This window comes from Streptomyces sp. L2, assembly GCF_004124325.1.
GTDB lineage: Bacteria > Actinomycetota > Actinomycetes > Streptomycetales > Streptomycetaceae > Streptomyces.
The window spans coordinates 3,524,145-3,551,003 of sequence record NZ_QBDT01000001.1; the positions used below are offsets into that span (position 1 = coordinate 3,524,145).

Sequence of the window (26,859 nt, forward strand, 5' to 3'; positions counted from 1 at the left end):
AAAGTCGGGGTACTTCCGGAACGATTCGGGGTCGCCGGACGTATTGATACGTGGCCGCAGTGCTGTGACAGTTGAGAGCAGCTTAGGCCAAGGCCTGCGCGCGTGTCCGGCGAATGAGAACGTAGGCGTCTCCTTTGCCGTGCCGTGACATGCCGTACGAGCGGCACTCCGCAGTGCCTGGCAGCCGTACGAGCGGCGCCGGCCGTGACATGCCGTGCGTGCCGCGCCGTACGGCGGCTCCATCGGAACCCCGACAGGGACGGATTAGGCTGCCCCCATGGCAAAGAAGCGCTCGGGCGGTGGTCTGTCGCCAACGCAGCAGGCCGCGAAGTTCCTCGGTGTCAGTGTGCTCGCGGGAGCCGTGATGGCGGGCATCGCGCTGCCCGCGGCCGGCGCGCTGGGCCTCGCGGCCAAGGGCTCGGTCAAGGGCTTCGACGAGATCCCGGCCAACCTCAAGAGCCCGCAGCTCAGCCAGCGCACGACGATCCTGGACAGCAAGGGCAACCAGCTCGCGACCGTCTACTCCCGTGACCGCACGGTGGTGGACCTCAAGAACATCTCGCCGTACATGCAGAAGGCGATCGTCGCGATCGAGGACTCGCGCTTCTACCAGCACGGCGCGATCGACCTCAAGGGCGTCCTGCGCGCCCTGAACAAGAACGCGCAGAGCGGCGGGGTCGCCCAGGGCGCCTCCACGCTCACCCAGCAGCTGGTGAAGAACTACTTCGTCGAGGAGGCGGGCGACGACCCGACGAAGGTCGCCCAGGCCACCCAGCAGACCCTCGGCCGCAAGATCCGCGAACTGAAGTACGCGATCCAGATCGAAGAGAAGCTCGGCAAGAAGAAGATCCTGGAGAACTACCTCAACATCACCTTCTTCGGCGAGCAGGCCTACGGCATCGAGGCGGCCTCCGAGCGCTACTTCTCCAAGCCGGCCAAGGACCTGAACCTGCAGGAGTCGGCGCTGCTGGCCGGCATCGTGCAGTCCCCGAGCCGCTACGACCCGGTCAACGACGAGGCCGAGGCCACCAAGCGGCGCAACATCGTCCTGGAGCGGATGGCCGAGGTCGGCGACATCTCGCAGCAGGAGGCCGACCAGGCGAAGAAGGCGCCGCTCGGGCTGCACGTCAGCCAGCCGAAGAACGGCTGCATCACCGCCACCAAGGGCTCCGCGTTCTTCTGCCAGTACGTCGAGCACGTCTTCCTCACCGACCCGGTCTTCGGCAAGACCCGCGAGGAGCGCGCCAAGCTCTGGAACCGCGGCGGCCTGACGATCCGTACGACTCTCGACCCGCAGTCCCAGGAGTCGGTGGAGCAGTCCCTGAAGGACCACGTCAACAAGTCGGACAAGGTCGCCGCCGCGTCCACGCTGGTCGAGCCGGGCACCGGCAAGATCCTGGCGATGGGCCAGTCGAAGCCGCTCGGTTACAGCAAGAACGAGACCGAGTACAACTACTCGGTCAACCACTCCATGGGCGGGTCGAACTACGGCTTCCCGACCGGTTCGACGTTCAAGCCGTTCGTGGCCGCCGCCGCGATCGAGGGCGGCAAGCCGGCGACCCAGAAGTACTCGTCGCCGAACAAGATGACGTACCCGAGCCCGGTCCAGACCTGCTCCGGCAAGCCGTGGGTCAACCAGAACAACGAGTCCGTGGAGAACGAGAGCGCCTCGGAAAAGGGCCCGTACGGCATGAACGAGGCGATGGCCAAGTCGGTCAACACCTACTTCGTGCAGCTGATCTCCGACATAGGGCTCTGCCCGGTCGTGAAGATGACCGACAACCTGCACGTGGTCCAGGGCAGCGGCGCCAAGCTGCCCGAGGTGCCCTCCATCGCGCTGGGCTCGAAGGGCCTCACCCCGCTGACCATGGCCAGCGCCTACGCCGCGTTCGCCTCCCGCGGCATGTACTGCACGCCGGTCGCGATCGAGTCGATCACCCGGAAGGAGGGCGACGAGCAGAAGTCGATCCCGGTGCCGAAGTCGACCTGCTCGCGCGCGATGAGCGAGAAGACCGCCGACACCGTCAACACCCTGCTGCGCGGCGTGATCGACTCCGGTACCGGCCAGAAGGCGGGCCTGAGCGACCGTGAGAGCGCGGGCAAGACGGGTACGACGGACGGCCGCCGGAACGCCTGGTTCGTCGGCTACACGCCCAATCTGGCGGGCGCGGTCTGGGTGGGCAGCGCCACGCAGAAGGTCAGCATGACCAACATCACCATCGGCGGGGTCTACCACGACGTCGTCTTCGGCGCGGATGTCCCCGGCCCGATCTGGCGGGATGCGATGAACGGCGCGCTGCAGGGCAAGGACGCGCCGGACTTCAACCTGGTGAACATCCCGGACGACAAGGGTGACAAGGGCGGCGACAAGGGCAAGGGCCGGCACCGCGGCCACGACGACGGGAACAACGGCGACACCATCGGCGGCCTCATCGGCGGGCTGATGGGCGGCGCGAACGGTGGTGCGAACGGCGGCACGCTGGGCGGCACCACCGGCGGCACGACGGGTGGCCCCGTCCCCGACCCGACGTTCACCCTCCCGGGCAACTTCATCCAGGGCCAGGGGGACGGCGGGACCAAGGGGAACGGCAACGGGGGCCGGCGCTGAGGCACTGACCGTTCCGTACGCATACGGCGGCGGGGCCGCACCCGGGAGAAGGGTGCGGCCCCGCCGCCGTATCAGCGCGGTCGAACCGTCAGACCTTGTTTTTCAGAGCGGTCAGCCCTGCCGAAGCAGTCAGCCCGGTCGAACCTGTCAGCCCTGCCGGACCGGTCAGCCCTGCCGGACCGGTCAGCCCTGCCGAAGCAGTCAGCCCGGTCGAACCTGTCACCGCTGCCGGAGCAGTCAGCCTGGTCGAACCTGTCAGCCCTGCCGGACCGGTCAGCCCTGCCGAAGCAGTCAGCCCGGTCGAACCTGTCACCGCTGCCGGAGCAGTCAGCCTGGTCGAACCTGTCAGCCCTGCCGGAGCAGTCAGCCTGGTCGAACCCGTCAGCCCTGCCGAACCCGTCAGCCCTGTCGGAGCGGTCAGCCCTGGATCAGCTTCTTCACCGCGGCGGCGACGCGGCCGCCCTCCGCCTGGCCGGCCACCTTCGGGTTCACGATCTTCATCACGGCGCCCATCGCCCGCGGCCCCTCGGCCCCGGCCGCCTTCGCCTCCTCGACGGCCTGGGCGACGATCGCGTTCAGCTCGTCGTCGGACAGCTGCTTGGGCAGGTACGCGGCGAGGACCTCGCCCTCCGCCTTCTCCCGCTCGGCCGACTCCGCACGACCACCCTGCGCGAAGGCGTCCGCCGCCTCCCGACGCTTCTTGGCCTCCTTGGTGATCACCTTGAGGACCTCGTCGTCGGAGAGCTCGCGCTTCTCCTTGCCCGCGACCTCCTCCTTGGTGATCGCGGCGAGCGTCAGCCGCAGCGTCGAGGAGCGCAGCTCGTCGCGCTCCTTGATCGCGGCGTTGAGGTCGGCCTGCAGCTTCGACTTGAGCGTGGTGGTCATGGCTCGATTGTCGCAGGTGTGCCGGCCCGAACGCCCGCTGATTTACGGCCCGGTGCCGCACCCGGGCCGTCGGACACCCGTCCGGGAACGCCTGCCGGGTCTGACACGATGGACATATGCGCGCGCGATACGGAGTACCCCTGGGAATCGTGGCGGCCGGCGCCGCCGGCCTCGTCTACTCGGCGGCGTTCGAGGTCCGCTCCTTCCGTCTGCGACGGGTGACGGTCCCGGTGCTGCCCCCCGGTATGGGCCCGCTGCGCGTGCTGCAGGTCTCCGACATCCACATGGTCGGCGGCCAGCGCAAGAAGCAGCGCTGGCTGCGCTCGCTGGCCGGGCTGCGCCCCGACTTCGTGATCAACACGGGCGACAACCTGTCGGACCCCGAGGGCGTACCGGAGGTGCTCGACGCCCTGGGCCCGCTGATGGAGTTCCCGGGGGCGTACGTCTTCGGCTCCAACGACTACTACGGCCCGAAGCTCCGCAACCCCGCCCGCTACCTGCTGGAGAAGACGAGCGGAAAGCACGGCCTGAACGGCAACGCCCCGGCGGTCGGCGCGATCCACAACCCCTGGGAGGACCTGCGGGACGGCTTCGACGCGGCCGGCTGGCAGAACCTGACGAACACGAGGGGCGTGCTGAAGATCGAGGGCGTGTCGATCGAGCTGACGGGCCTGGACGACCCCCACATCAAGCGGGACCGCTACGAGCGGGTCGCGGGCGGCCCGTCCGGCACGTACGACTTCTCGATGGCCGTCGTCCACGCGCCCTACCTGCGCGTCCTGGACTCCTTCACGGCGGACGGCTACCCCCTGGTCCTGGCCGGCCACACCCACGGCGGCCAGCTCTGCATCCCCTTCTACGGCGCCCTGGTCACCAACTGCGACCTGGACACGGACCGGGTGAAGGGCCTCTCCACGCACACGGCGGCGGACCACACGTCCTACCTGCACGTCTCGGCGGGCTGCGGCACGAACCGCTACACACCGGTACGGTTCGCGTGCCCGCCGGAGGCGACGCTGCTGACGCTGGTGGGGCGCGAGTAGAGGCAGGCACACCCCACCCACCCGGCTTACCCCAAATGGCCCGATCCCTCCCCCCTGCCTAGCGTGAGGGGCATGACCGCCCCGATACCCAGGGACATCCCGGACCTGCCCGCGGTCCCGGGCTCGCCCGTGCTGCTGCCCTCGTACGTCCCCGCCACGGCCGTGGTGGCCCCGGTCCGCCGCCCCTTGGCGGGGATGTTCCGTCTCCTGACCGCCGCGCTGGCGGCAACCGCCGTAGCCCTGGAACTGCTCCTGGGCTCGCCGGCGCGCACGCTGAGCTACTTCAGTGTCCAGACGAACATCCTGATCGCGGTGACGATGCTCCTGTCAGCGACGAGGGCGTGGCGGGCGCGCCGCCCCCTGTCGGCGTCCCTCACAGGAGCCACACTGCTCTACGCCCTCATCACGGCCCTCACCTACCACCTGCTGCTGGCGCAGACGACGCCCCCGTTCTCCATGACGGCCGCGACGACGCCGCCGGAACGCTGGCACGCCCAGTGGGCGGTTCTCCAGGTCCTCCATACGGCGGTCCCGGCGGCGGTCCTCGTCGACTGGCTGTTCCTCACCCCGGCGGCCCGCCTGCACGCCCGCCAGGCAGCGAGCTGGCTCCTGTACCCCTTGGCCTACCTGGCCTTCACCCTCGCCCGCGCCGAGTTCCTCAACGAGACCAACCCGGCGCGCTACCTCTACCCCTTCCTCGACGTCCAGGCCCACGGCTACCGCCACACCCTCGCGAACGCCCTCCTCCTGGGCCTCGCCTGCTACGCCCTGGCCATCCTCCTGATCGCCCTGGACCACGCCCGCCCGAACCCGACCCGCCGCCGCACCAAAACCGGATTTCGTCTCCAGCCACCGGTGGGCTAAAGTAAACGACGTCGCCGCGACAGCAGCGACATCGGGGTGTAGCGCAGCTTGGCAGCGCGCTTCGTTCGGGACGAAGAGGTCGTGGGTTCAAATCCCGCCACCCCGACGCTGGTCAGAGGCCACATACCGCATTCGGTATGTGGCCTCTGTCGTGCCCGGGGGCCGAAACAGGGAGCCAACCGAAGTTGATCAGGCCACCGCGCCGCCCCGCTTCTGGTAGACGGCCTCGGTCGTCGTCTGGTGCTGCTACCGACCAGCAGCGCGACGATCTCCCGTGGGATGCCGTGATCAAGGTCAAGAGCAAGTGCCACACCTGGACCGGCACCATCAGCGGCTCGATCTCCTACGCGAGGACCACCCCCGTAGCCCTCGGGGGCGTGGCACTGGCCGGGGAGTCTGCGGGGCCGATGGCTCTGCCCTGGTTCGACCGGAAGTTCCTTCTACCCGGAGCGAGGTTCCCGCAACGGCCGCTGCAAGTGGATCGTCTCGAATCACGGGGCCGCCAAGGTTCCGGCGCTCTCGCCCTGTATGGGCCACTCGTGAGTTGAGGACAATCCGGTGAAACCTTCTCTGCCGGCCGTTGGTCTGGCGGCCCTGGTGTTTGTGTCGGGCCGTTCCGGCGGTACCGACCACCAGGCAACCGCCACTCACGGGACGAAGGCGGGGGCCGGCGCGGCCCCCGCCCCGGTGCGGACGCCGACGAGCCCGGGGCGGCTTCCCGATCCGCTCCAATCTCCGCTCCCCGTCGGCTCGAAGACGCTGTACGCGGGGCCGGGTCGTGGTGAGGGCGGTGTCACGCTCCCTTCGTCAGCTGGGAAGGCCTCGTCCATCACGGTGATATGGACATGCGCCGGCCCCTCGAAGTTCGACATCATCGCCGCCGGAAGGCTCCTCGCCGGGTCCCAGTGCGGTGATGGGACCGGCGTGTTCACCGCCGAGATACCGCACTCCCACTTGCACGACCTGGCTTGGAAGTTCTCGGCAGCCGGTTCGGTGGTCTGGCGGATCGTCGTCGCACAGCCTCCCAAGCAATAGGTGCCAGTGGGCCGTTGTGAAACGCGGAGGACAGGTTCCGCCCCTGCCGTCAGAATCCGAGCATGTCCCCGACATGAACGGAATGATCGAGTGCAGGCCGGGTGCCCGGCCGTTGGCCGACCATCGTGGTCTGCCGGAGGACGTGTCGGACGAGGTGCGCGCCGCCTTCACCGCGTATGGCGGGCCCGAGGACGCCCATGGGACCACCTGGATCACCTGGGCCGAACTGATCGACACCGACTGGGACGAGACCGACGGTTCTGGCCGGCAGAGCCGTCGCGCGGTCGCCGGTGACACGACGCACTGGGGGCCCGTGTGGCAGGTGATGCGAACCCTGGGCGGGCTGCACGGCCCCGAGAACGTGCGGCTCGTCGTCTGGTTCGGCTGATCGTCCCGCGTTTGTTGACGGGGGGATTCCGGTTTTATGGGTTCTTAAAAGGGCAGGTCAGAGGCGGGTCAAGGGGGTGGGGGCGGGTGGATCTGTGCTGATGGCCACAGCGGGGCGGATGTTTGGAGGCGCATACTGAGCCATGACAAAGCCTGCCGCGCCGAAGCGCCATCTGCCTACCAGCCCCTTCCGTGCGCCGGTTCCGCCGGCGCCCAAGCACTTCGCTGTGGGGGACCAGGTCTCGCACGACATGTACGGCCTCGGCCGGGTCATCGGTGTCGAGGACGGAGTCGCCGCGCTCGTGGACTTCGGGTCGGCGCAGATGCGGATCTTGAGTCCGTACGCCAAGATGGCCAAACTGTAGAACCGCCGTGCCCGGTTACGGCACACCAGTCCCTTCCGGGGGCTGAAGCGAAAGAGAGTCCCCTCATCGAACCGACATCGCTGTTCTCCGCCCTGGAGGAGCAGCCCCGCTGCTCCGCCGCCGCGTCGCCGCCCCCGGCGACCAATCCCTTCCAGGCCCCCGACATCCGGGAAGACGACCATGAGAGGGAGCCCGCCGGCTCGGACGCCGGATCCGCGGGGGTCGAGGCGGCCTAGCCGTCGCCGTGGCCCATTTTTATTGGTTGCTCCTGCCTCGGGGTCCCGCCCTACGATGGCGCGATGACGTCGATCAAGCAGGTCCAGGTCACCTTCGACTGCGCGGAACCCGAGCGCGTCGCTCGTTTCTGGTGCGAGGTCCTGGGGTACGTCGTGCCCCCGCCCCCTAAGGGGTTCGCCAGCTGGAGCGAGTACGACCAGTCGCTCCCGCCGGAGCGTCAGGGCGCCGGGTTCGTCTGCGCCGATCCGTCCGGCGTGGGCCCGCGGCTGTACTTCCAGCGGGTTCCCGAGGGCAAGGTCGTCAAGAACCGGGTGCACCTCGACGTACGGGTCGGCCCCGGGCTCCGGGGCGAGGAGCGCGTGGCCGCGCTGGAGGCCGAATGCGCCCGGCTGGTCGCACTCGGCGCCGTACGCGGGAAGCTGCTGCTCGCCGACGAATACAACGAGTCGTGCCTCGGGATGCAGGACGTCGAGGGCAACGAGTTCTGCCTCGACTGAGTGACCGGGGGCCGGCCTTCCCGCCCGCGCCGTCAGCGGGCCGGCTCCCCCAGCGCCACCTCCGCCCAGACCGTCTTGCCCATCGGACGCCGGGGCGCCGAACCCCACCGCACCGCCAGAAAATCCACGAGCAGCAGTCCCCTCCCGGACTCCCCCTCGGGACACGACACCGGCGGCGTCAGCGGCGGGCGCTTCCCCGACGCCGCGTCCGCGACCTCGATACGGACCACCCCCTCGTCGGCGTCCAGTGACAGCCGCAGCCCGAACTCGTGCCCTGGCAACCGCCCGTGCTGTACGGCGTTCGCCGCGAGTTCCCCTACGACCAGGGCCACCGCGCCCGACTCGTCCGACTCCGGCGGCCAACCCCACTCCTCCATGCGCCGTACGGCCGTCCACCGAGCCAGCCGCGCGCCCTTCGGCGTCGACGCGAACTGCCCCGTGAAAGCGCGGGGTTCGGAGGCCTCGGGTGCCCCGGATGCCGAAGTCGTCGTTCCTGTCAGCACTGCGCTTCCGTCCTTGTCTGTCGAGCCCGAGCGGCCGTACGTCCGTCGTACTTCCGTCATACGTCCGTCGTCCGTCGTGTACGAGTCGTCACGTTCCGTACTCAAGACTCGTCCGCTCGCCCTACGCTCGACAGGTGACGCAGCCTTACTTTTCACCCCGTAAGGAACGGAAGTGACGCTTTGGCCAACGCAATCGACCCCAGCGCGTCCATGGCCGTCCTCTTCGGAGCGCGTGTCCGCAGACTCCGTATCGCCGCCGGACTGACCCAGTCCGAACTCGGCGCCCTGGCCCACGTGGTGAGCAGCCGCATCACCCAGATCGAGCGTGCTTCCGGGGCCAAACCGACCCTGGAGTTGACCCGTTCCCTGGATGTGGCCCTCGGGGCGGACGAGTTGCTCATCGAGCTCTGGCCCTACGTCTACCGAGAGGCCTTCCCCGATTGGTCCCGCCGGTTCATGGAGTACGCCGAGCGAGCCGTCATCATTCGGCAGTACGCCGCCCACGTGGTGCCCGGTCTTTTGCAGACCGAGGACTATGCCAGGGCTGTACTCAGTCTGGACGCGCTGCTGGATGGTGAGGAGCAGTTGGAGGAGCGGCTCTCAGCCCGCATGGGCCGTCAGGAAAGGCTCAGTTCACCGGACCGGCCGGAGCTGTGGGTGATCCTGGACGAAGCAGTGCTCAGGCGCCCGATCGGTGGCAGCGCCGTGATGCGCAAGCAGTTGGTCCGGCTCCTCGACGCGGCGACGGAGCACCACATCACGGTGCAGGTCCTGCCGTTCGACCAGGGCGGGCACGAGTCCATGGGCGGATCACTGACGCTCCTGACCATGCCGGACGGCACGGACGTGGCCTACACGGAAGGCGCGGACTACGGCCAACTCATCGAAGAACCGGCCGATGTCAGCCGCTACACGGTGATTTACGATCGGCTGCGGGCGGCAGCCCTGCCCCCGCTCATGTCACTCGACGTGATCCGGTCCACGATGGAGGGCAACTACCGTGGCGCGAATCTCCCGTCCCGATCTGACCGTCGCCGTCTGGCGCAGGAGCAGCTACAGCAATCAGGCGGGCGGCGACTGCGTGGAGGTGGCCGACGGGTTCCCGGCCGTCGTCCCCGTCCGTGACAGCAAGGTCCCGGCCGGTCCGGCGCTGTGCTTCGACGCCGCTTCCTGGGCCGTGTTCATAGGCGAGTTGAAGGCCGTACGCCACCGTCACTGAGGCGGGCCGGGCGCCGGTCGCCGTCCGCCTTCCGGGCTCACCGGACCCTTGTCCGCGAGGGTCCGGCGGGCCACGGACCTCCTCAAAGAACCGGGAGAAAGAACTACCCGCCCACCCACCCTCCCCGGCCCAAAAGCCCACGTCACCCGTCCGAGTGACCAGCTTGCGGGGGCGGGAGACGGACGGCTACGTTCGCCGCGACAACCGCACACAGACGACGGCCCCCGCCGGGACTGGCATCCCGAACGAGGGCCTGACCGATCAGGAAGCAAACCTCTTCCCGATGGCTGACTCGCAGTTTAACGCGCGCCTGCGCGCCGACGCCGGAGCTCCCACTTCCGGCGTGATTCACGTACGCACCCGGCTGACGGCCGACTTCACCGTGATCTCCAACGCCCTCGCCCAGCGGCGCGGCAGCGCGGTCACGATCGGCGTCGCGGCGTACATCGCCTCGCTCCCCGACGGCGCCCCCGTGACCGTCTCCGCCCTGTGCGCGCACTTCGCCGAGGGCGAGATCCTGATCTCGCGGGCGCTGCGGGAGCTGGAGGGCGCCGGGTACCTGGAACGCCGCCGCGAGCGACTGGCGAGCGGGCAGATCCGGACGCGGACGTTCTTCTACGACGTACCCGGCGGCGCCGCCCCCGACCCCGGTACCCCACCGAAGCCGCCCCGGCCCCGAAGCTCCCCGAGCACGGAGAAGGCCGTACCCGAAGTCGTCGTACGGGAAGCGGCCGCGCCCCCGGAGGCACGGCCCTCGCTCGCCTCGCTCTCCGACGCCGATCCCGAGGCAGTCGACGTGCTGCGTTCGCTGCGCCGCGTGGATCCGCGTCTGGTGCTGTCGGAGCGGGAGGCCGTACGGCTGGCTCCGGCCGTCGGCGCGTGGCTGGCGGCCGGGGTCGGGCGTTCCCAGATCATTTCGTTGCTGACCGCCGGGCTCCCGGACCACCTGCTGGTCCGCCCGGCCGGCATCCTCGCCTTCCGCCTCCGCGAGACCCCGCTCCCCGCACCCCCACCGCTGCCCCCGGCCCCGTCCCGGCCACCGGTACGTCCCCTGCAGACCTGCGAGGGCGGCTGCGAACGCGCCATCCGCGCGGGCGGCCCCGACCGCTGCCGCGACTGCCGGACGGCCGCAGCGACCCGTGCTGCCTGACTGAGGGGGCCGTGGCCTTCGGGTCGGCCCGTGCTCTACGTCCTCAACGTTCCGGTGTCAGCAGGGGTTTGATGTCCAGGATCGGGGTTCCGTCGAGGGTTTCCAGGCCGTTGACGTGGACTCGGGTGCCGGTGATGGCGGTGATGTGGACGGTGTGCAGGCCGATCGGGTTGGGGCGGTCCGGGGAGCGGGTGGCGAAGACGCCGGTGCGGGGGCGGGTGAGGTCGCCGCGCGGGTGGACGGTGAGCGTGTCGCGGTCGGCGCGGTCCAGCCAGGTGAGGAGCAGGACGTCCGTTCCGGGGGTGAGGCCGTCCAGGGCGGGGGCGTACCGCTCGTCGAGGACCAGCCAGGCGTCCGGGGCGCCCTCGTCGGGCTGCCGGGGTGCGTCGGCCAGGTCGGTCAGCGTCGATTCCACGCGGCCGATCGGGTGCAGGGTGTGTGCGGTCACGGGGAGTTGATCCCTTCGGGGGCCGGGAGGGGGCTGGTACAGCTTGGTGCAGGGTCCGGTTCGGCGGTCGGGCGAACACGCCGGGGCCTTCGCGAGGGTGGGTTTACGATCAGCCGTCATGGACTGGGTCGAGCGTGCGGCGAAGCTACGGCAGTGGAGCCGGGACGGGGTACGGGCGCCGCACAAGCCCCTGCTGCTGCTCTACGCGCTGGGCCGGTTCCAGGAGGATGCCGAAGGGCGGCTGGTCTACAGCGCGGTGGAGAGTGAGCTGCGGCAACTCCTCGCGGAGTACGGGCCGGTGAGGCCGACGACGCCCGCCTATCCCTTCCATCATCTGGTGAGCGACGGCGTGTGGGAGGTCCGGACCGACCAGGGGCCGGGCAGTCCCGGCACGGGCGTACGGCTGCTGCGGGCGTCCGGGGCCACCGGGCGGCTGGCCCCCGACCTGCGGGCGGCGCTGCTGCGGGAGCCGTCACTGCTGGGCCGTATCGCCCGGGTGCTGCTGGACCTGCACTTCCCGCCCTCCCTGCACCCGGACCTGTGCGAGGCGGTGGGACTGGAACTGGAGTCGGCGGAGGCCGGTGCGCCGGGCACACCCGCACGGCGGCAGCGGGACCGGCGGATGCGGGAGCTGGTGCTGACCGCCTACGAGTACCAGTGCGCCTTCTGCGGCTACGACGGCATGCTCGACTCCGGGCCCGTCGGGCTGGAGGCCGCGCACGTGCGGTGGTGGGCCTTCGACGGGCCGGACGACGTCGACAACGGGGTGTGCCTGTGCTCGCTGCACCACAAGCTCTTCGACAAGGGTGTCCTCGGGATAGGTGAGGGCCACCGGGTCCTCGTCTCGCAGCGGTTCGTCGGGCGGAGTGCGGCCGCTCGCGCCCACGTCACCGCGCTCGCGGGGCGGCCGCTGATCGGGCCGCAGCCCGGCATCGCGCCGGTCGCGGCGGCCCACCGGTCCTGGCACGCCGGCCAGGTCTTCCGCGGTGCGCCCCGGACCGCCGCCGCCCCCGTCTGACCGTGGGCCCAGGGCTCAAGGCTCCGGCTCAGGTGTTCCAGGTCTCGTCGTACGGGTCGTGCGGTACCGGGACCGGGTGGGCCGAGGTGACCTTCAGGTACGGGATGAGGCCGTTGTTCACCGGGTCGCGCGTCCGGAGCGGGGTGTAGGTGCCGGTCACCTCCAGCCAGGCGTCGGGGCGGAGGACCGGCGGGAGCTTGCCGGTCAGGGCGATCTTCACGGGGCGGGCGTCCGCCGCGCAGCAGTTGAGGGCCATGCGGACCAGGTAGGGGGCGCCCTTGCGGTCCAGGGCGAGGAAGCCGGTGACGCGGACGGGGCGGTGGTGCAGGGAGCGGCCGTGGTCGTAGGCGGCCCGGCCCGCGTAGTCGACGAGGCTGAGGGGGAGAGGGGTGTCGCCAGGTGGCAGGGCGGTGTAGCCGAACGGTTTCTGGAGGGCCGTGCCGGTGCGCAGGGCGCTGTAGGAGCCGAGGGCGGGCGGCGCGATGAGGATCAGGGCGAGGACAGGGAGGACCAGGAGCCAGGAGATGCGGGGCTCGGGGTGGGCGTGGTCGGGGTGGTCGAGGTGCCCGGCGTGGTCGGGGCGCGTGGGGGTGGGCGGGGCCTGGTTCGCGGGGGTGGGGCGGTTGTGGCGTCGGTCGTACCAGGCCGTCGCCAGTGCGGCCACGATCAGGACCGCTCCCGACGCCAGCAGCAGCGGGCGTAGACCCGCTTTGACGTAGCGGAGGTAGAGGTCGGTCAGGCCCGCGTGGAGGAGGGCCGCGCCGAGCAGGAACAGGGTCGCCGCCTGTGCCGGGCGGTTCACAGCAGCACCGCTGCGGTGACGATGCCGCCCGCCACGGCCAGGGCGAACGTCGCCGGGGCGAAACGCAGTGCGAAACCGCGGCCGAAAGTGCCGGCCTGCATCGCGAACAGCTTGAGGTCGATCATCGGGCCCACCACCAGGAACACCAGCTTGGCCGTCAGGGAGAACTGGGTGAGGGAGGCCGCCACGAACGCGTCCGCCTCCGAGCAGATCGAGAGCAGTACGGCGAGGACGGCCAGGGCCAGGATCGACAGCACCGGGGTGTCCGCCGCCGTACGCAGCCAGGTCGCCGGGGTCGCCGCCTTCAGCGTGGCCGCGGCCATCGCGCCGAGCACCAGGAAGCCGCCCGCGTGCACGGTGTCGTGGCGCACCGAGTTCCAGAACGTCTCCCCCTTCGTCGCGCCCTCGTGCGGGGCGTGCGCGGGCAGTCGTAGCCAGTCCGTGCGGCCCAGCCGCTGCCACAGCCAGCCCATCGCGCACGCCACCAGCAGGCTGCCGAGGAAGCGGGCCAGGACCATCTCCGGGTTCCGGGGGAAGGCGACCGCCGTCGCGGTCAGCACGATCGGGTTGATCGCGGGCGCGGACAGGAGGAAGGCCAGGGCGGCGGCCGGGGTGACGCCCCGGCGGACCAGCGCGCCGGCCACGGGCACCGACGCGCACTCGCAGCCCGGCAGCACCGCGCCCGCCAGCCCGGCCACCGGTACGGCCAGCGCGGGGCGGGCGGGCAGGGCGCGGGCGAAGAAGGAGGGCGGGACGAACACCGCGATCCCCGCCGAGAGCAGCACTCCCAGCACCAGGAAGGGCAGCGCCTGGACGGTCACGGCCACGAACACCGTCATCCAGGTCTGCATCACGGGAGTGCCGAGGGCTCCGCGCAGGGGGGACTGGGCGAGGACCGCGAGGAGGAGGGTGAGGGTGAGGACCAGGGGGGAGGTCAGGCGGCGGGGGCGGTCAGGGTGTGGAGCGGGGGTGGAAGCGGCAGGGGGCGCCTTGAGGGGTGTGGTTGTGGTGTGTTCGGTTGTGGCCACTGGTGTCCCTCCGGCTGTGTGCTCCCTCGCTCTCGGTACGCGGGTCACTGCCGCCGTGTTCAGGCGTTTCTGGAACCGGACGGGTTCTTGGGGCAGTCTTTTCCCTCGTGGCAAGCGTTCCCTTTCAAGCTGCGCCCGGTGATCCGTCGTCGCACATGGTGGTGTGCGGCGACGACGGGCTCGCGCACCGGCTGGCCGCCGAGTTGCGCGGAGTGTACGGCGAGCAGGTCGTCCTCGTCGTACCGCCGCACGAGCGCACGGTGGGCACGCCGGTCGTCGGCCGGGCGCGTGCCGCTTCCGTAGCCTTGTTCGACCGGGTGGTCAGTGCCGCCGTCGGGCGCGGGGCGGGGAACGGGAGCGGGAACGGTTCCGCGGGGGTGGGCCATGGTGGTGGAACGGCTCAACGGGCCGATGCCGAGCGCGTGGTGGAGGCCGCTGAACTGACCGAGGCCGTGTTCGCCGAGGCCGGTGTGGAGCGGGCCGCCGCGCTCGCGCTCGTGTACGAGGACGACGAGACCAACATCCGGGCCGCCCTGACCGCACGCCGGCTCAATCCGTGCGTCCGACTCGTGTTACGGCTCTACAACCGGCGGTTGGGGCAGCATATCGAGCAACTTCTCGATCATACGGCTGCGTTGGCCGCCGGGGACGGGAGTGACGGGGGGTCGCCTCGACCGGACGCCGCTTCTACGACCGTGCTGTCCGACGCCGATACGGCCGCCCCCGCGCTGGCCGCGACCGCTGTCGCCGGTACCAGCAAGGTCGTACAGACCGAGGGGCTGTTGCTGCGGGCCGTGGAGCGGCTGCCGGCCGGGACCGGGCGGCCCGCCGAACCGGGGCTGTGCACGCTGGCGTTGCTGTCGGCGACCAGTACCGATCCCGCCGGGGCGGACGGGTCCGAGGGCAGCGGGGAGCACGGGCCGCGACTGCTGCCGGACGACGAGGAGGTACGGCGGGCCGGGGCGCGGGGCTCCGTGGTGCTGGAGCAGGTGACCTCCTCGGACGGGTCGGTCTCGGGGGCCGCCGCCGGGCGCGGGGTGGGGGCCGCGGTACCGCCGCTGGGTTCGCTGTTCTCGCCCCGGCTGCGGTGGTCGCTGGCCGGGCTGGTGGGGTGCGTCGTCGCGCTCGGCGTCGCCTTGTCGGTGGTGACCGGAATTCATCCGCTGAGGGCGTTCTATCTGACGCTGCTCGATCTGTTCGCCATCGACGATCCGGCGATCGGGGCGTCCCTGGGGCGGCAGATCCTGCAACTCCTGTCCGGGCTGGTCGGGTTGCTGTTGCTGCCGGTGCTGCTGGCGGCCGTCCTGGAGGGGCTGGGCACCTTCCGTACGGCGTCCGCGCTGCGGAAGCCCCCGCGTGGGCTGGGCGGGCACGTGGTGCTGCTCGGGCTGGGGAAGATCGGCACGCGGGTGCTGACCCGGCTGCGGGAACTGCACATTCCCGTGGTGTGCGTGGAGTCCGACCCGGAGGCGCGGGGGCTGGCCACGGCTCGGCGGCTGCGGGTGCCGGTGGTGCTGGGGGATGTGACGCAGGAAGGGGTGCTGGAGGCGGCGAAGATCCACCGGGCGCATGCGCTGCTGTCGGTGACGAGTTCCGACACGACGAATCTGGAGGCCGTGCTGTACGCGCGGTCCGTGCGGCCGGATCTTCGGGTGGTGCTACGGCTGTACGACGACGACTTCGCCACGGCGGTGTACCGGACTCTGCGGGCCGCGCATCCGCTGGCTCAGACGCGGAGCCGGAGTGTGTCGCACTTGGCCGCACCGGGGTTCGCGGGGGCGATGCTGGGGCGGCAGGTGCTGGGGGCGATTCCGGTCGAGCGGAGGGTGTTGGTGTTCGCCGCGGTGGACGTGGGTGGGCATGTGGAGTTGGAGGGGCGGGCGTTGGGGGAGGCGTTCCGGGCCGGGGCGTGGAGGGTGCTGGCGTTGGAGGGGCGGGCTGAGGTCGGCCGGGACTATGTTCTCCGGGCCGGTGACAGGGTTGTCGTCGCCGCGACTCGACGAGGCCTCGCCAGCCTCCGCTGACCCCCGGGGGCTCCGCCCCCTGCCCCCCCTTGGCCCACCCACCCACCCGACTCACTTGGCTGAAAAGTTGCCGCCTCGGGCCGAGGCGCACGCGTTCTCTGCGGCGGGTGGGAGCTCAGGCGGGCGGCTCGCTTGGGTGGGTTGGGGGGGCGCGCTACGACGGATCGCCGCTGCGGGAAGGCACGCCAAAACCGGCGGACGCCCCGGGGGCGGGGGCGCGCTTCGGCGGATTACTGATGCTCAGGGGCACGCTCGGACGGGCGGGTGCCCCGGGGGGTGGGGCGCGCGGTGTGCCGCAGCCCTTGTGGGGTGCGGCGCGCCGTCGTTCGCGGGTGGCCGGGGTGGGCTGTTGGCCTGGGGGTGTGCCGGTTGGGCCGTTGGCAGGGGGCGTCGGAGCTTTACAGCGTCGACAGGGCTCTCTGTGTGAAGGACAGTTCCAGGGTTACCTGTTTGATTCGTTCGTCGACGACCAGGGAGCCGTGGCCGGCGTCGTAGCGGTAGACCTCGTGGGTGGCGCCGCGGGCTTCGAGGCGTTTGACGTAGTTGTCGATCTGGCGGATGGGGCAGCGGGGGTCGTTGACGCCGGCGGAGATGTAGACGGGGGCCTTGACCTGGTCGACGTAGGTCAGCGGGGAGGACGCCTCGAAGCGGTCGGGGACCTCCTCGGGGGTGCCGCCCAGCAGTGTGCGGTCCATCGCCTTCAGGGACTCCATCTCGTCGTGGTACGCCGTGACGTAGTCCGCGACCGGGACGACCGCCACGCCCACCGCCCACGCCTCGGGCTGGACGCCGATGCCGAGCAGGGTGAGGTAGCCGCCCCAGGAGCCGCCGGTGAGGACCAGGCGGGCGGGGTCGGCGAGGCCGGAGGCGACCGCCCACTCGCGGACCGCGGCCACGTCCTCCAGCTCGATCAGGCCGACCCGGTGCTTGAGCGCGTCGGTCCAGGCCCGGCCGTACCCCGTGGAGCCGCGGTAGTTCACCCGGACCACCGCGTACCCGTGGTCCACCCAGGCCGCCGGGCCCGCCGCGAACGAGTCGCTGTCGTGCCAGGTCGGGCCGCCGTGCAGGTCGAAGACGGTGGGGAGGGGACCGGTCGCGCCGGCCGGGCGCTGGACGAGGGCGTGGATGCGGCCTCCGGGGCCGTCCACCCACACGTCCTCCACGGCCACCGACGGCGGGCACGCCATCCCGGGCGGGTCCAGGACCACGCCGCCCGCGGTCGAGCGGACCGCCGGCGGCTCGGCGGCCGACGACCACAGGTACTCCACGCTGCCGTCCGGCCGGGCCGTCGCCCCCGAGACCGAGCCGGGCGGGGTCGGCACCCGGGCCAGTTCCGCGCTCGCCAGGTCGTAGCGGTACAGCTCGCTGCGGGCCTCGTAACTGTGCGCGACCAGCAGTGAGGCGCCGTCCGGGCACCACTCCGCGCTCACGTCGCCGGGCAGGTCCAGGGCGAGGTCGGTCTGCTCCCCCGTCGCCACGTCCCACACCAGCGGCTCCCAGCGGCCCCGCCGCTGGTGCCCGATGAGCAGCCGGGTGTCGCCGTCGACCGGGGCGAAGCCCAGCACCTCCAGGCCCAGCTCGACCGTGCCGCCCTCGGTGTCGTCCAGCTCGGCGACCCGTGTCCCGTCCGGGCGCATCACGCGCAGCGCCGCGTGCATCGCGTCACCGTGCTCGGTGTGCTCGATGACCAGCAGGGAGCCGTCGTGGGAGAGGTCGCCGACGTTCGCCGACTCGCGGTGGCGGTAGATCTCCACGATCTCCTCGCCGTCCCGCGCGAGGTGGATCGTCGTACCGTCCTCGTCCGTCGAGCGGCCGACCACCGCCGTGCGGCCGTCACGGGACAGGGCGAGGCCCGCCGGGTAGGAGGGCGCGAGGCCGGGCACGGCCGGGTCGTCCGCGCCGCCGCCGAAGGGCTGGCGGCGCCAGATGCCGAACTCGTCGCCGTCCTTGTCGTCGAACCACCAGATCCAGGCGCCGTCAGGGGAGAGCACGCCGTCCGTCGTCCCGTTCGGCCGGTCCGTCGCCTGGCGCTGCGCGCCCGTCGCCCGGTCCCACGCGTACAGCTCGTACGTCCCCGTCGCGTTCGAGACGAACAGGGAGCGGTCCGGCGCGTCCTCCGCCCACTCCGGCAGCGACACCCGCGGCGCGCGGAAGCGCTTCTCCCAGTCCGGCATCTCCGGCACGTCCCGTGTCTCCGGCACGTCCCCTGTCTCCGGCGACTTCTGCACCTGCGAACCGCCCGGCGTCCTGCTCTCACTCATGGCACCCGTCATGCGCCCATACTGCCTGGCCGCACCCACAATTCGCTGGCCGCTGTCCGCAGCCTGTGGATAACTTTGCGATCATGTCCACAGAGGCCGCACATCCGACCGCTCCAGGAACCCCGTCAGCCGCTTCAGCCCCCTCCGCCCCCGCAGCCCCACCGGTCACTCCGCCGGTCACTCCCCTGCCTTCCGTCCCCGACGGCTGGCGCGAGGACAACCGGGCCAACTGGGACGAGCGCGTCCCCCTCCACGTCGCCGGCCCCTTCTACGACCTCGACGGCTTCCGCGCGCACCCCGACGTGCTCCGCGACTTCGAGACGGCCGAGGTCGGGGACGTCACCGGCAAGTCGCTGCTGCACCTGCAGTGCCACATCGGCACCGACACCCTCTCCTGGGCGCACCGCGGCGCCGCCCGCGTCGTCGGCCTGGACTTCTCCGCCCCCGCCGTCGAGGCGGCCCGCGCGCTCGCCGCCGACCTCGGGTACGGCTCCGACCGGGCCGCCTTCGTCACCAGCGACGTGTACGACGCGCCCGGGGCCGTGCCCGAGCCGTCGTACGACATCGTCTACACCGGACTCGGCGCCCTGTGCTGGCTGCCCGACATCCGCCGCTGGGCGGAGACGGCCGCCTCCTTGGTCGCCCCCGGCGGCTTCCTCTACCTCGCCGAGTTCCACCCGATCACCGAAGCCCTGGACGACGCCACCGGCACGCAGATCGTGCGCGACTACTTCGCCCGGGACGGCCAGGTGTGGGACGAGCCCGGCACCTACGCCGACGAGGCCGCCGTCACCGTGAACAACCGCACGGTGGAGTGGCAGCACCCGCTCGGCGACGTGGTCTCCGCGCTCGCCGCGACCGGACTGCGCGTCGACTTCCTGCACGAGCACGACGTGTCCCTGTTCCCGCGCTTCGAGAACTTCGAGATCCGCGACGGCTACCACCGCTTCCCCGACGGCCACCCCCGCATTCCGCTGATCTACTCGCTCAGGGCGAGCAAGGGGTGACCCGCGGGCGGGGAACCGGGGCGGGCGCCGTACCGTTGACGCGTGTACCGGTTTCTGCTGACTCCCCGCTGGTGGGGCATCAACGTCTTCGTGCTGCTCGCCATCCCGTTCTGCGTCTTCATGGGATCGTGGCAGCTGAGCCGGTTCGAGGGGCGGGTCCAGGACCAGCGCGCCGCGACCGAGCAGGTCTCCTCCGACCGGCGCGAGGCGGCCCGCCCGCTGGACGGTCTGCTGCCCGTCGACAAGAGCACCTCGGGCCGCCTGGCCACCGCGACCGGCCACTACGACAAGCAGTTCCTGGTGCCCGGCCGGCAGCTCGACGACAAGACCGGCTACTACGTGATGACGCTGCTGCGCACCGGCTCCGGCCGGGCCCTGCCCGTCGTACGGGGCTGGCTGCCGGGCACGCCCGACGCGGCGAAGGCCCCCGCCCCGCCCACCGGCGAGGTCACCGTCACCGGCGCCCTCCAGGCCTCCGAGACACCGGGTGACAACGGGGTCAGCTCACAGGGCGGACTGCCCGCCGGTCAAACGGCCGCGATCAGCTCGGCGTCCCTGGTCAACCTGGTGCCGTACAAGGTGTACGACGCCTGGATCACCCTGAAGCACGCGGACTCCGGCATGAAGGCCGTGCCCGCGACCGCGCCCAGCAACACCGGGCTCGACCTGAAGGCGTTCCAGAACCTCGGCTACACGGGTGAGTGGTTCGTCTTCGCGGGCTTCGTGGTCTTCATGTGGTTCCGGCTGCTGCGCCGCGAGGTGGAGTTCGCCCGGGACGCGGCGCTCGGCCTGGTCCCGGAGACGGAAGAGGCGGGGCGGGCCCCGGAGAAGAACGCGGAGACGGAGCAGGCGGCGCTCTGAGGTCCTGCGCCCGGCCCTACGTCCCCGCCCACGGCCCTACGTCCCGCGCGCCCGGCCCTACGTCCCCGCCAGCACCCCGGTGTAGTACACCGTCCCGGCGCAGGCGTCCGGCACCGGTGCGGACGTCGCCGGTGAGCCGGCCCCCGGGGTGTGGGAGACGGTGATGCTGCCGTCGGCTGTGCCGTCCTCGCCGTAGAGCTGGGTCGAGGTGCCGGTCGTACCGCCCGTGTCCGTGGCGCCGCTCGTGCCGGCGCCCTGGCTGGGGGACGGCTGGGGCGAGGGGCCGCCCGTGCTGCCGCCGGCCGTGCCGTCGCCGGGGGCGGGGCAGGTCTCGGAGGGCACGAAGGCGAACTTCTCCTCGTACGCGGAGCCGGGCTGCAGCACCAGGGCGGCGACCTCCAGGCTGGGGTCGGGCAGGGCGGCCGCCGGGTCCCCGGCCACGTGCCGGACGGTGCTGAGCTTGGTCTGGTCGGCGGCGCCCTGCGCGGTCACGGCGACCGTGCCGGGGCCGTCCACGGTGCAGGCGGTGGCGGAGACGTTGGCGACGCGGAAGGTGCCGTAGACGACGCCCGTGGAGTCGGGGGCGTCGGCGCTCGCGGTGGCGGAGCCCAGCTGGGCCGACGTGCACGCCGGGACGGTCGGGGCGATCGTCCCGGCGTGCGGGTCGGTGCCGCTGCCCGCGGCGGTGCTGCCGTCGCCGGTCGTGTCCGGTTGGGGGGTCTTGCCGGTGTGCTTGCCGGGCCCGGCCGACTGGCCGCCCGGATCGCGCTGGTCGCCGGTGCCGCCGTCGGGGTACTTGCCCTGGTCGGTGCCGCCCTGCGCCTGGGAGGACTGGCCGGCCATGGCCGTGTTGGGGTCGGTGCCGCCCGCGTTGGAGACGTGGATCAGGGCGGGGATCGCGGTGCCGACGAACAGCACGGCGGCCGCCATGCCGACGAAGGCCTGCCGCTTGCGGGCACGGCGGGCCGGGACCGCGCGGCGCAGGTGCTCCAGCGTGCCGTCCTGCGGTTCGACGTCGTCGACCGCCGAGTGCAGCATCCGGCGCAGGGCCAGCTCGTCCGGGGACAGCTCTCGGCCGGGCTCCTCGGGGCCCTTGGCGTCGGGGCCGTGGTTCACAGTTCCGTTCCCAGCGTGCGGTGGCGTGTGCGTGTGCCCGTACAAGCGCTTGTACCGGCGCTTGTACCGGCGTCCATACGGGCGTTCGTGCGGGCGCGTCGGTTCGTGGCGGTCGTACGAGAGGTGGTGCTGCGACTGGTGTTCGCGCTCATGCCGACGCCGCCTCCATGGCCACCCGCAGGGCGGCGATGCCGCGCGAGCCGTACGCCTTCACCGAACCCAGGGATATCCCCAGGGTCTCGGCGACCTGGGCCTCGGTCATGTCCGCGAAGTAGCGCAGCACCAGCACCTCGCGCTGGCGGCGCTGCAGACCCTTCATCGCCTTGATGAGGTCGCGGCGCTCCAGCTGGTCGTAGGCGCCCTCCTCCGCGCTCGCCATGTCGGGCATCGGCTTGGCGAGCAGCTTCAGGCCGAGGATGCGCCGGCGCAGGGCGGAGCGGGAGAGGTTGACGACCGTCTGCCGGAGATAGGCCAGGGTCTTCTCCGGGTCCCGGACGCGTTTGCGGGCCGAGTGGACGCGGATGAAGGCTTCCTGGACGACGTCCTCGCAGGAGGCGGTGTCGTCGAGGAGGAGCGCCGCGAGGCCGAGGAGCGAGCGGTAGTGCGCCCGGTAGGTCTCGGTGAGGTGGTCGACGGTCGTGCCGGCGGCCACCGCCTCCTCCGCGCCGTCACGCTGGCTGGGTATGCGGGTCGGCCGCGTCGCGGGCATGGGCGCGATCACCGGCATGCCGCCGGCGAGACGCGCCCCGAGCGCCGCGCGGGGCGGCCGCAGGGCCGAGTTGAGTTCGAGTACCTCTGCCACGCCTGTTGGACACGTCTGCCCCCGTCAGGGTTGTACGTGCCGGGCATCACATGTGCGACAGCCGACGACGCCTCAGATCCCGTCATGCGTCCCGCTCATCCCCTATGTCCCGGATGACCGGGCGTCCCCACGCCCGTCCATCGCGTCCCCACGCATCGGTCTTCACGTGCCACGCCCCGCAAGGGTGACCGCAAAGACGCTCCCCGCCCTGCGCGTGGTTGCGGAAGGCGGGGAGAAAATCGTCTGTCGCCGGGACGTGTGGTTCAAGTGGTATGGACCACAGCTCCGGCACATTTTCTTACGGTGATCCTACAAAGCCCTTACGTGGGAATGACTGTTCGTCTCGTCACGCCGACGACCCCGGCGCCCCGTCGCGCCGACGACCCCGGCGCCCCATCGCGCCGACGACCCCGGCGCCCCATCGCGGCGACGACTCGTGACCGCGTCGCGGCGACGACTCGTGACCGCGTCGCGGCGACGACTCGTGACCGCGTCACGCCGTCGCTTCGGCGGCCACCAGTTCCGCGATCTGCGCGGTGTTGAGCGCGGCACCCTTGCGGAGGTTGTCGCCGCAGACGAACAGTTCGAGCGCGGTCGGGTCGTCCAGGGCCCGCCGGACCCGCCCGACCCACGTCGGATCGGTGCCGACCACGTCGGCCGGCGTGGGGAACTCCCCGGCGGCCGGGTCGTCGCACAGCACCACGCCGGGCGCGGTGGCGATGATCTCGCGGGCGCCGTCGACGCTGACCTCACCCTGGAAGCGGGCGTGCACGGTCAGGGAGTGCGTGGTGACCACCGGCACCCGGACGCAGGTCACGGCGACCGGCAGCTTCGGCAGCCCGAGGATCTTGCGGGACTCGTCCCGGACCTTCATCTCCTCCGAGGACCAGCCGTCCTCCCGGAGCGACCCGGCCCACGGGACGACGTTCAGCGCGACCGGCTCCGGGAACGGCCCGGTGTTGTCCCCCACGGCCCGCCGTACGTCACCGGGGCTGGTCCCCAGTTCCGTGCCGGCCACCAGGGACAGCTGGGCGCGCAGCGCGTCCACGCCGGCCCGCCCGGCCCCGCTGACCGCCTGGTACGACGACACCACCAGCTCGCGCAGCCCGAACTCGGCGTGCAGCGCGCCCAGGGCGACGATCATGGTCAGGGTCGTGCAGTTCGGGTTGGCGATGATCCCGCGCGGGCGGACCCGGGCGGTGTGCGCGTTGACCTCGGGTACCACCAGGGGCACGTCCGGGTCCATCCGGAAGGCCCCGGAGTTGTCGACGACGACCGCGCCGCGCGCGACGGCGACCGGCGCCCACTGGGCGGCGACCTCGTCGGGCACGTCGAACATCGCGACGTCGACCCCGTCGAACGCCTCTTCGCTCAGGGCCACGACCTCGACCTCCTCGCCGCGCACGGCCAGCTTGCGGCCGGCCGAGCGCGGGGAGGCGATCAGACGGATCTCGCCCCAGATGTCCGCCCGCTGGGACAGGATCCGGAGCATGACCGCGCCGACGGCTCCGGTCGCTCCCACGACCGCGAGCGTCGGACGTGGCTTCATCGGCCGGTGCCTCCGTAGACGACGGCCTCGTCGGTGTCGGAGTCCAGCCCGAAGGCGGAGTGCACGGCGCGCACGGCCTCCGGCACGTCGTCCTTGCGGGTGACGACCGAGATACGGATCTCGGAGGTCGAGATCAGCTCGATGTTGACGCCCGCGTCGGACAGCGCCGTGAAGAAGTCGGCCGTGACGCCCGGGTTGGTCTTCATACCGGCGCCGACCAGGGAGATCTTGCCGATCTGGTCGTCGTAGCGCAGCGAGTCGAAGCCGATGCCGGGGCGGTTCCTCTCCAGCGCGTCGATCGCCTTGCGGCCCTCGGTCTTCGGCAGGGTGAAGGAGATGTCGGTCAGCCCGGTGGAGGCGGCGGACACGTTCTGCACGACCATGTCGATGTTGATCTGGGCGTCGGCGATGGTCCGGAAGATCGAGGCGGCCTCGCCCGGCTTGTCGGGGACACCGACGACCGTGATCTTGGCCTCGGAGGTGTCGTGCGCGACACCGGAGATGATGGCCTGCTCCACCTTCTTGTCCCCTTGCTCGATCGGTTCACTGCTGACCCACGTGCCCTGCAGTCCGCTGAAGGACGACCGGACGTGGATCGGGATGTTGTAGCGGCGGGCGTACTCCACACAGCGGTGGAGCAGCACCTTGGAACCGGACGCGGCCAGCTCCAGCATGTCCTCGAAGGAGATCCAGTCGATCTTCTTCGCCTTCTTCACCACGCGCGGGTCGGCGGTGAACACGCCGTCCACGTCGGTGTAGATCTCGCAGACCTCGGCGTCGAGCGCGGCGGCCAGTGCCACGGCCGTGGTGTCGGAACCGCCACGGCCCAGCGTGGTGATGTCCTTCTTGTCGGCGCTGACGCCCTGGAAACCGGCGACGATCGCGATGTTGCCCTCGTCCAGCGCGGTCCGGATCCGGCCCGGCGTGACGTCGATGATCCGGGCTTTGTTGTGGACCGAGTCGGTGATCACGCCTGCCTGGCTGCCGGTGAACGACTGGGCCTCGTGCCCCAGGTTTTTGATCGCCATCGCCAGCAGGGCCATGGAGATCCGCTCTCCGGCGGTCAGCAGCATGTCGAACTCACGTCCGGCAGGCATCGGGGATACCTGCTCGGCGAGATCGATCAGCTCGTCCGTCGTGTCGCCCATCGCGGAGACCACGACAACCACCTGGTTGCCGTTCTTCTTGGCTTCCACGATCCGCTTGGCGACGCGCTTGATGCCCTCGGCATCGGCTACGGAGGAGCCTCCGTACTTCTGCACGACAAGGCCCACGTGCGCTCCTCGCTCGGTTCGTTTGTGTCGGCTCAGTCTATCGAGCGCCCGAATTTCACCGTCCTGCTCCCGCATGGTGAGACATCGGCACGCCCGCTTCCGGCACATGCCCAGCGCGGCCCGGAGCACTCACAAAGTGCGCCGCGTCACAGCGCGGGAAGGAGTGCGGTGCGGAGTGCCGAGGCGTGCATGAGTAGCGGGGCGGGCGGGATGAGTACGCGTACGGTGCCGGGCGCCGGGGGCGGCGGGATGGAGTGGGGGCATGCATACGACGCCGTCTCCCCTGCCCGCCGTCACCCGCCCGTGGTGGGTGGTACCGGCCGTGTGGACGCCGGTCGCCCTCCTGCTCGCCGTGGTGGGGCAGCTGACGACACCTCTTCCCGCACCCCTCAGTCTGGGCGTGTTCATGCCGCTGGGCATGGTGGCCGCGTCCTGGATCCCCGGCCTGCGGCACAGCCAGCGCATGTGGCTGGCGATCAGCGGCAGCACGCTCGCCTTCTTCTACGGCAAGGCGCTGATGGTCGTCGTCATCGCCGTCGGCATCGTGGTGTGGCTCAAGGTCGGTGACTGAGGCGGGGCGGGCGCACCCTACTTCGACTCGGACTTCGCCGGGCGCATTCCGAGGGGGCCGCCGATCTCCTCCGCCATGACCCGGCCGGCCTCGAACTCCAGGGTCTCGTCGCCCATGGCCTGGTCGGTGTCGAGGCCGTCCAGCTCCTCCAGGGGCTGGTTGAGGCGCACGTGGGCCACCAGCGACTGCAGGGCGCGCAGGGTGGCGGACGCCGTGCCGCCCCAGTTGGAGAAGTACGAGAACTGCCACCACCACAGGGCCTCGGTGGTGCGGCCCGCGCGGTAGTGGGCCATGCCGTGGCGCAGGTCGGTGATGACGTCCGCGAGGTCGTCCGAGATACGGGCCGGCACCGGGGCCGTACGGGGCTCGTACGGGTCGAACACCTCGGAGTAGACGTCGATCGGCTCCAGCAGCCGGGCGAGGTTCTCGCGCAGCGTGTCGGCGTCGCCCTCCGGGCCCAGGTCGGGCTCGTAGCGCTCGTCGGGGACGATGTCCTCGTGGGCGCCCAGCCGGCCGCCGGCCAGCAGCAGCTGGGAGACCTCCAGCAGCAGGAAGGGCACGGCGGAGTCGGGCTCGTCGCCCTTCGCCACCTCGGTGACCGCCACCAGGAAACTCTCGATCTGGTCCGCGATCTGGACCGCGAAGTCGTCCGGGTTCTGCGCTGTGGCGTGCAGCGTGGCGTCAGACATCTAGGAGTCGTCTCCCCTCGAAGGCACGTCCGAGGGTGACCTCGTCCGCGTATTCCAGGTCGCCACCCACCGGGAGGCCGCTGGCCAGGCGGGTGACCTTCAGGCCCATGGGTTTGATCATGCGGGCGAGGTACGTCGCCGTGGCCTCGCCCTCCAGGTTCGGGTCGGTGGCCAGGATCAGCTCCGTGACCGTCCCGTCGGCCAACCGCGTGAGAAGTTCCCGTATACGCAGGTCGTCGGGTCCCACACCCTCGATCGGGCTGATCGCGCCGCCGAGGACGTGGTACTTGCCGCGGAACTCGCGGGTGCGCTCGATCGCGACGACGTCCTTCGGCTCCTCCACGACGCAGATGACCGCGGGGTCGCGACGCGGGTCACGGCAGATGTTGCACAGCTCCTGCTGCGCCACGTTGCCGCAGGTCGCGCAGAAGCGGACCTTCGCCTTCACTTCCAGGAGCGCCTGCGCGAGCCGCTTGACGTCCGTCGGCTCGGCTTGGAGGACGTGGAAGGCGATCCGCTGCGCGCTCTTGGGACCGACGCCGGGCAACCGCCCCAACTCGTCGATGAGGTCCTGGACCACGCCTTCGTACACCGGACCGCCCTTCCTTCAGCTGTC

26 protein-coding genes and 1 tRNA gene are annotated in these 26,859 nt (G+C 71.2%); 15 read left to right on the forward strand and 12 right to left on the reverse strand.

Annotation, left to right across the window (positions count from 1 at the left end; all coding sequences use genetic code 11):
• The first annotated feature begins 277 nt into the window (after positions 1-277).
• On the forward strand, positions 278-2,608 hold the full coding sequence (locus DBP14_RS15265) for a transglycosylase domain-containing protein (protein WP_129307746.1): 2,331 nt from the start codon (positions 278-280) through the stop codon (positions 2,606-2,608).
• A gap of 417 nt (positions 2,609-3,025) precedes the next feature.
• Here DBP14_RS15265 and DBP14_RS15270 read toward each other — a convergent pair whose 3' ends face one another.
• The gene (locus DBP14_RS15270; protein WP_129307747.1) at positions 3,026-3,493 is read right to left on the reverse strand and encodes a GatB/YqeY domain-containing protein; all 468 of its coding nucleotides are present in this window, start codon (positions 3,491-3,493) and stop codon (positions 3,026-3,028) included.
• Positions 3,494-3,609: 116 nt separating this feature from the next.
• Here DBP14_RS15270 and DBP14_RS15275 point away from each other — a divergent pair, with 116 nt between their 5' ends.
• The 6 genes from DBP14_RS15275 to DBP14_RS15300 all read left to right on the forward strand — a co-directional run bounded on the left by DBP14_RS15275 (position 3,610) and on the right by DBP14_RS15300 (position 7,921).
• The gene (locus DBP14_RS15275; RefSeq protein ID WP_129307748.1) at positions 3,610-4,536 is read left to right on the forward strand and encodes a metallophosphoesterase; all 927 of its coding nucleotides are present in this window, start codon (positions 3,610-3,612) and stop codon (positions 4,534-4,536) included.
• A 72-nt stretch (positions 4,537-4,608) separates the two neighbouring features.
• Positions 4,609-5,400, forward strand: a complete 792-nt coding sequence (locus DBP14_RS15280) for a Pr6Pr family membrane protein (RefSeq protein WP_129307749.1) — start codon at positions 4,609-4,611, stop codon at positions 5,398-5,400.
• Positions 5,401-5,432: 32 nt separating this feature from the next.
• Positions 5,433-5,506: transfer RNA gene (locus DBP14_RS15285), tRNA-Pro, on the forward strand.
• 1,002 nt (positions 5,507-6,508) lie between these two features.
• Entirely contained in the window at positions 6,509-6,823 is a 315-nt protein-coding gene (locus tag DBP14_RS15290) for a hypothetical protein (protein ID WP_129307750.1), read from the forward strand.
• Positions 6,824-6,965: 142 nt separating this feature from the next.
• Positions 6,966-7,187: a hypothetical protein gene (locus DBP14_RS15295; RefSeq protein WP_129307751.1), complete on the forward strand. Its 222-nt coding sequence runs from the start codon at positions 6,966-6,968 to the stop codon at positions 7,185-7,187.
• 299 nt (positions 7,188-7,486) lie between these two features.
• A complete protein-coding gene (locus DBP14_RS15300; protein WP_129307752.1) occupies positions 7,487-7,921 on the forward strand; it encodes a VOC family protein in 435 nt (144 codons plus the stop codon).
• Positions 7,922-7,953: 32 nt separating this feature from the next.
• Here DBP14_RS15300 and DBP14_RS15305 read toward each other — a convergent pair whose 3' ends face one another.
• Positions 7,954-8,424 carry an ATP-binding protein gene (locus tag DBP14_RS15305; protein ID WP_241740925.1) on the reverse strand — a complete coding sequence of 157 codons (471 nt, stop codon included), beginning with the start codon at positions 8,422-8,424 and terminating at the stop codon, positions 7,954-7,956.
• A 210-nt stretch (positions 8,425-8,634) separates the two neighbouring features.
• On the opposite strand from DBP14_RS15305, the gene DBP14_RS15310 reads away from it, so the two are divergent.
• From DBP14_RS15310 to DBP14_RS15320, 3 genes are all read left to right on the forward strand, one after another.
• Positions 8,635-9,549, forward strand: a complete 915-nt coding sequence (locus DBP14_RS15310; protein ID WP_129311884.1) for a helix-turn-helix transcriptional regulator — start codon at positions 8,635-8,637, stop codon at positions 9,547-9,549.
• Positions 9,512-9,643 (forward strand): DUF397 domain-containing protein, encoded by a 132-nt coding sequence (locus DBP14_RS36870; RefSeq protein WP_241740926.1) that lies wholly within the window; start codon positions 9,512-9,514, stop codon positions 9,641-9,643. The genes DBP14_RS15310 and DBP14_RS36870 overlap by 38 nt, the downstream gene beginning before the upstream one ends.
• 283 nt (positions 9,644-9,926) lie before the next feature.
• Positions 9,927-10,793, forward strand: a complete 867-nt coding sequence (locus tag DBP14_RS15320) for a hypothetical protein (protein ID WP_129307754.1) — start codon at positions 9,927-9,929, stop codon at positions 10,791-10,793.
• A gap of 43 nt (positions 10,794-10,836) precedes the next feature.
• On the opposite strand, the gene tsaA is transcribed toward DBP14_RS15320, so the two are convergent.
• Positions 10,837-11,241 carry a tRNA (N6-threonylcarbamoyladenosine(37)-N6)-methyltransferase TrmO gene (gene tsaA, locus DBP14_RS15325; protein WP_129307755.1) on the reverse strand — a complete coding sequence of 135 codons (405 nt, stop codon included), beginning with the start codon at positions 11,239-11,241 and terminating at the stop codon, positions 10,837-10,839.
• Between the two features lie 118 nt (positions 11,242-11,359).
• On the opposite strand from tsaA, the gene DBP14_RS15330 reads away from it, so the two are divergent.
• Positions 11,360-12,259, forward strand: a complete 900-nt coding sequence (locus DBP14_RS15330; protein ID WP_129307756.1) for a phosphorothioated DNA-binding restriction endonuclease — start codon at positions 11,360-11,362, stop codon at positions 12,257-12,259.
• 28 nt (positions 12,260-12,287) lie between these two features.
• On the opposite strand, the gene DBP14_RS15335 is transcribed toward DBP14_RS15330, so the two are convergent.
• Positions 12,288-13,061 (reverse strand): TIGR03943 family protein, encoded by a 774-nt coding sequence (locus DBP14_RS15335; protein ID WP_129307757.1) that lies wholly within the window; start codon positions 13,059-13,061, stop codon positions 12,288-12,290.
• A complete protein-coding gene (locus DBP14_RS15340; protein ID WP_241741239.1) occupies positions 13,058-13,999 on the reverse strand; it encodes a permease in 942 nt (313 codons plus the stop codon). Before DBP14_RS15340 ends, DBP14_RS15335 begins: the two co-directional genes overlap by 4 nt.
• A gap of 245 nt (positions 14,000-14,244) precedes the next feature.
• On the opposite strand from DBP14_RS15340, the gene DBP14_RS15345 reads away from it, so the two are divergent.
• Positions 14,245-16,113, forward strand: coding sequence for an NAD-binding protein (locus DBP14_RS15345; RefSeq protein WP_129311885.1), 1,869 nt, complete (start codon positions 14,245-14,247; stop codon positions 16,111-16,113).
• A 398-nt stretch (positions 16,114-16,511) separates the two neighbouring features.
• Here DBP14_RS15345 and DBP14_RS15350 read toward each other — a convergent pair whose 3' ends face one another.
• On the reverse strand, positions 16,512-18,287 hold the full coding sequence (locus tag DBP14_RS15350) for a prolyl oligopeptidase family serine peptidase (RefSeq protein WP_129311886.1): 1,776 nt from the start codon (positions 18,285-18,287) through the stop codon (positions 16,512-16,514).
• Positions 18,288-18,457: 170 nt separating this feature from the next.
• Here DBP14_RS15350 and DBP14_RS15355 point away from each other — a divergent pair, with 170 nt between their 5' ends.
• Both DBP14_RS15355 and DBP14_RS15360 read left to right on the forward strand, forming a co-directional pair.
• A complete protein-coding gene (locus DBP14_RS15355) occupies positions 18,458-19,381 on the forward strand; it encodes a class I SAM-dependent methyltransferase (RefSeq protein ID WP_129307759.1) in 924 nt (307 codons plus the stop codon).
• Positions 19,382-19,423: 42 nt separating this feature from the next.
• A complete protein-coding gene (locus DBP14_RS15360) occupies positions 19,424-20,242 on the forward strand; it encodes an SURF1 family protein (protein ID WP_129307760.1) in 819 nt (272 codons plus the stop codon).
• A gap of 57 nt (positions 20,243-20,299) precedes the next feature.
• Here the strand turns inward: DBP14_RS15360 and DBP14_RS15365 are convergent, their stop codons facing one another.
• From DBP14_RS15365 to DBP14_RS15380, 4 genes are all read right to left on the reverse strand, one after another.
• A complete protein-coding gene (locus DBP14_RS15365) occupies positions 20,300-21,358 on the reverse strand; it encodes a hypothetical protein (protein WP_129307761.1) in 1,059 nt (352 codons plus the stop codon).
• A 148-nt stretch (positions 21,359-21,506) separates the two neighbouring features.
• Positions 21,507-22,085, reverse strand: a complete 579-nt coding sequence (locus DBP14_RS15370) for a SigE family RNA polymerase sigma factor (protein WP_129311887.1) — start codon at positions 22,083-22,085, stop codon at positions 21,507-21,509.
• A gap of 568 nt (positions 22,086-22,653) precedes the next feature.
• A complete protein-coding gene (locus DBP14_RS15375; protein ID WP_129307762.1) occupies positions 22,654-23,709 on the reverse strand; it encodes an aspartate-semialdehyde dehydrogenase in 1,056 nt (351 codons plus the stop codon).
• Entirely contained in the window at positions 23,706-24,983 is a 1,278-nt protein-coding gene (locus DBP14_RS15380) for an aspartate kinase (RefSeq protein WP_129307763.1), read from the reverse strand. The genes DBP14_RS15375 and DBP14_RS15380 overlap by 4 nt, the downstream gene beginning before the upstream one ends.
• A gap of 262 nt (positions 24,984-25,245) precedes the next feature.
• Between DBP14_RS15380 and DBP14_RS36050 the strand changes: the two genes are divergently transcribed.
• Positions 25,246-25,554, forward strand: a complete 309-nt coding sequence (locus DBP14_RS36050; RefSeq protein ID WP_164992208.1) for a hypothetical protein — start codon at positions 25,246-25,248, stop codon at positions 25,552-25,554.
• Between the two features lie 17 nt (positions 25,555-25,571).
• On the opposite strand, the gene DBP14_RS15390 is transcribed toward DBP14_RS36050, so the two are convergent.
• Positions 25,572-26,243: a DUF5063 domain-containing protein gene (locus DBP14_RS15390; RefSeq protein WP_129307765.1), complete on the reverse strand. Its 672-nt coding sequence runs from the start codon at positions 26,241-26,243 to the stop codon at positions 25,572-25,574.
• A complete protein-coding gene (gene recR, locus DBP14_RS15395; protein WP_129307766.1) occupies positions 26,236-26,835 on the reverse strand; it encodes a recombination mediator RecR in 600 nt (199 codons plus the stop codon). Before recR ends, DBP14_RS15390 begins: the two co-directional genes overlap by 8 nt.
• Between the last annotated feature and the right edge of the window lie 24 nt (positions 26,836-26,859).

Coding starts and splice junctions, on each gene's coding strand:
- DBP14_RS15265 (WP_129307746.1), top strand. CDS start 278: ATGGCAAAGAAGCGCTCGGGCGGTGGTCTGTCGCCAACGCAGCAGGCC.
- DBP14_RS15300 (WP_129307752.1), top strand. CDS start 7,487: ATGACGTCGATCAAGCAGGTCCAGGTCACCTTCGACTGCGCGGAACCC.
- DBP14_RS15270 (WP_129307747.1), bottom strand. CDS start 3,493: ATGACCACCACGCTCAAGTCGAAGCTGCAGGCCGACCTCAACGCCGCG.
- DBP14_RS15320 (WP_129307754.1), top strand. CDS start 9,927: ATGGCTGACTCGCAGTTTAACGCGCGCCTGCGCGCCGACGCCGGAGCT.
- DBP14_RS15390 (WP_129307765.1), bottom strand. CDS start 26,243: ATGTCTGACGCCACGCTGCACGCCACAGCGCAGAACCCGGACGACTTC.
- DBP14_RS15280 (WP_129307749.1), top strand. CDS start 4,609: ATGACCGCCCCGATACCCAGGGACATCCCGGACCTGCCCGCGGTCCCG.
- DBP14_RS15295 (WP_129307751.1), top strand. CDS start 6,966: ATGACAAAGCCTGCCGCGCCGAAGCGCCATCTGCCTACCAGCCCCTTC.
- DBP14_RS15330 (WP_129307756.1), top strand. CDS start 11,360: ATGGACTGGGTCGAGCGTGCGGCGAAGCTACGGCAGTGGAGCCGGGAC.
- DBP14_RS15375 (WP_129307762.1), bottom strand. CDS start 23,709: ATGAAGCCACGTCCGACGCTCGCGGTCGTGGGAGCGACCGGAGCCGTC.
- DBP14_RS15290 (WP_129307750.1), top strand. CDS start 6,509: ATGAACGGAATGATCGAGTGCAGGCCGGGTGCCCGGCCGTTGGCCGAC.
- DBP14_RS15310 (WP_129311884.1), top strand. CDS start 8,635: ATGGCCGTCCTCTTCGGAGCGCGTGTCCGCAGACTCCGTATCGCCGCC.
- DBP14_RS36050 (WP_164992208.1), top strand. CDS start 25,246: ATGCATACGACGCCGTCTCCCCTGCCCGCCGTCACCCGCCCGTGGTGG.
- DBP14_RS15275 (WP_129307748.1), top strand. CDS start 3,610: ATGCGCGCGCGATACGGAGTACCCCTGGGAATCGTGGCGGCCGGCGCC.
- DBP14_RS15370 (WP_129311887.1), bottom strand. CDS start 22,085: ATGCCGGTGATCGCGCCCATGCCCGCGACGCGGCCGACCCGCATACCC.
- DBP14_RS15345 (WP_129311885.1), top strand. CDS start 14,245: ATGGTGGTGTGCGGCGACGACGGGCTCGCGCACCGGCTGGCCGCCGAG.
- DBP14_RS15350 (WP_129311886.1), bottom strand. CDS start 18,287: ATGCCGGACTGGGAGAAGCGCTTCCGCGCGCCGCGGGTGTCGCTGCCG.
- DBP14_RS15355 (WP_129307759.1), top strand. CDS start 18,458: ATGTCCACAGAGGCCGCACATCCGACCGCTCCAGGAACCCCGTCAGCC.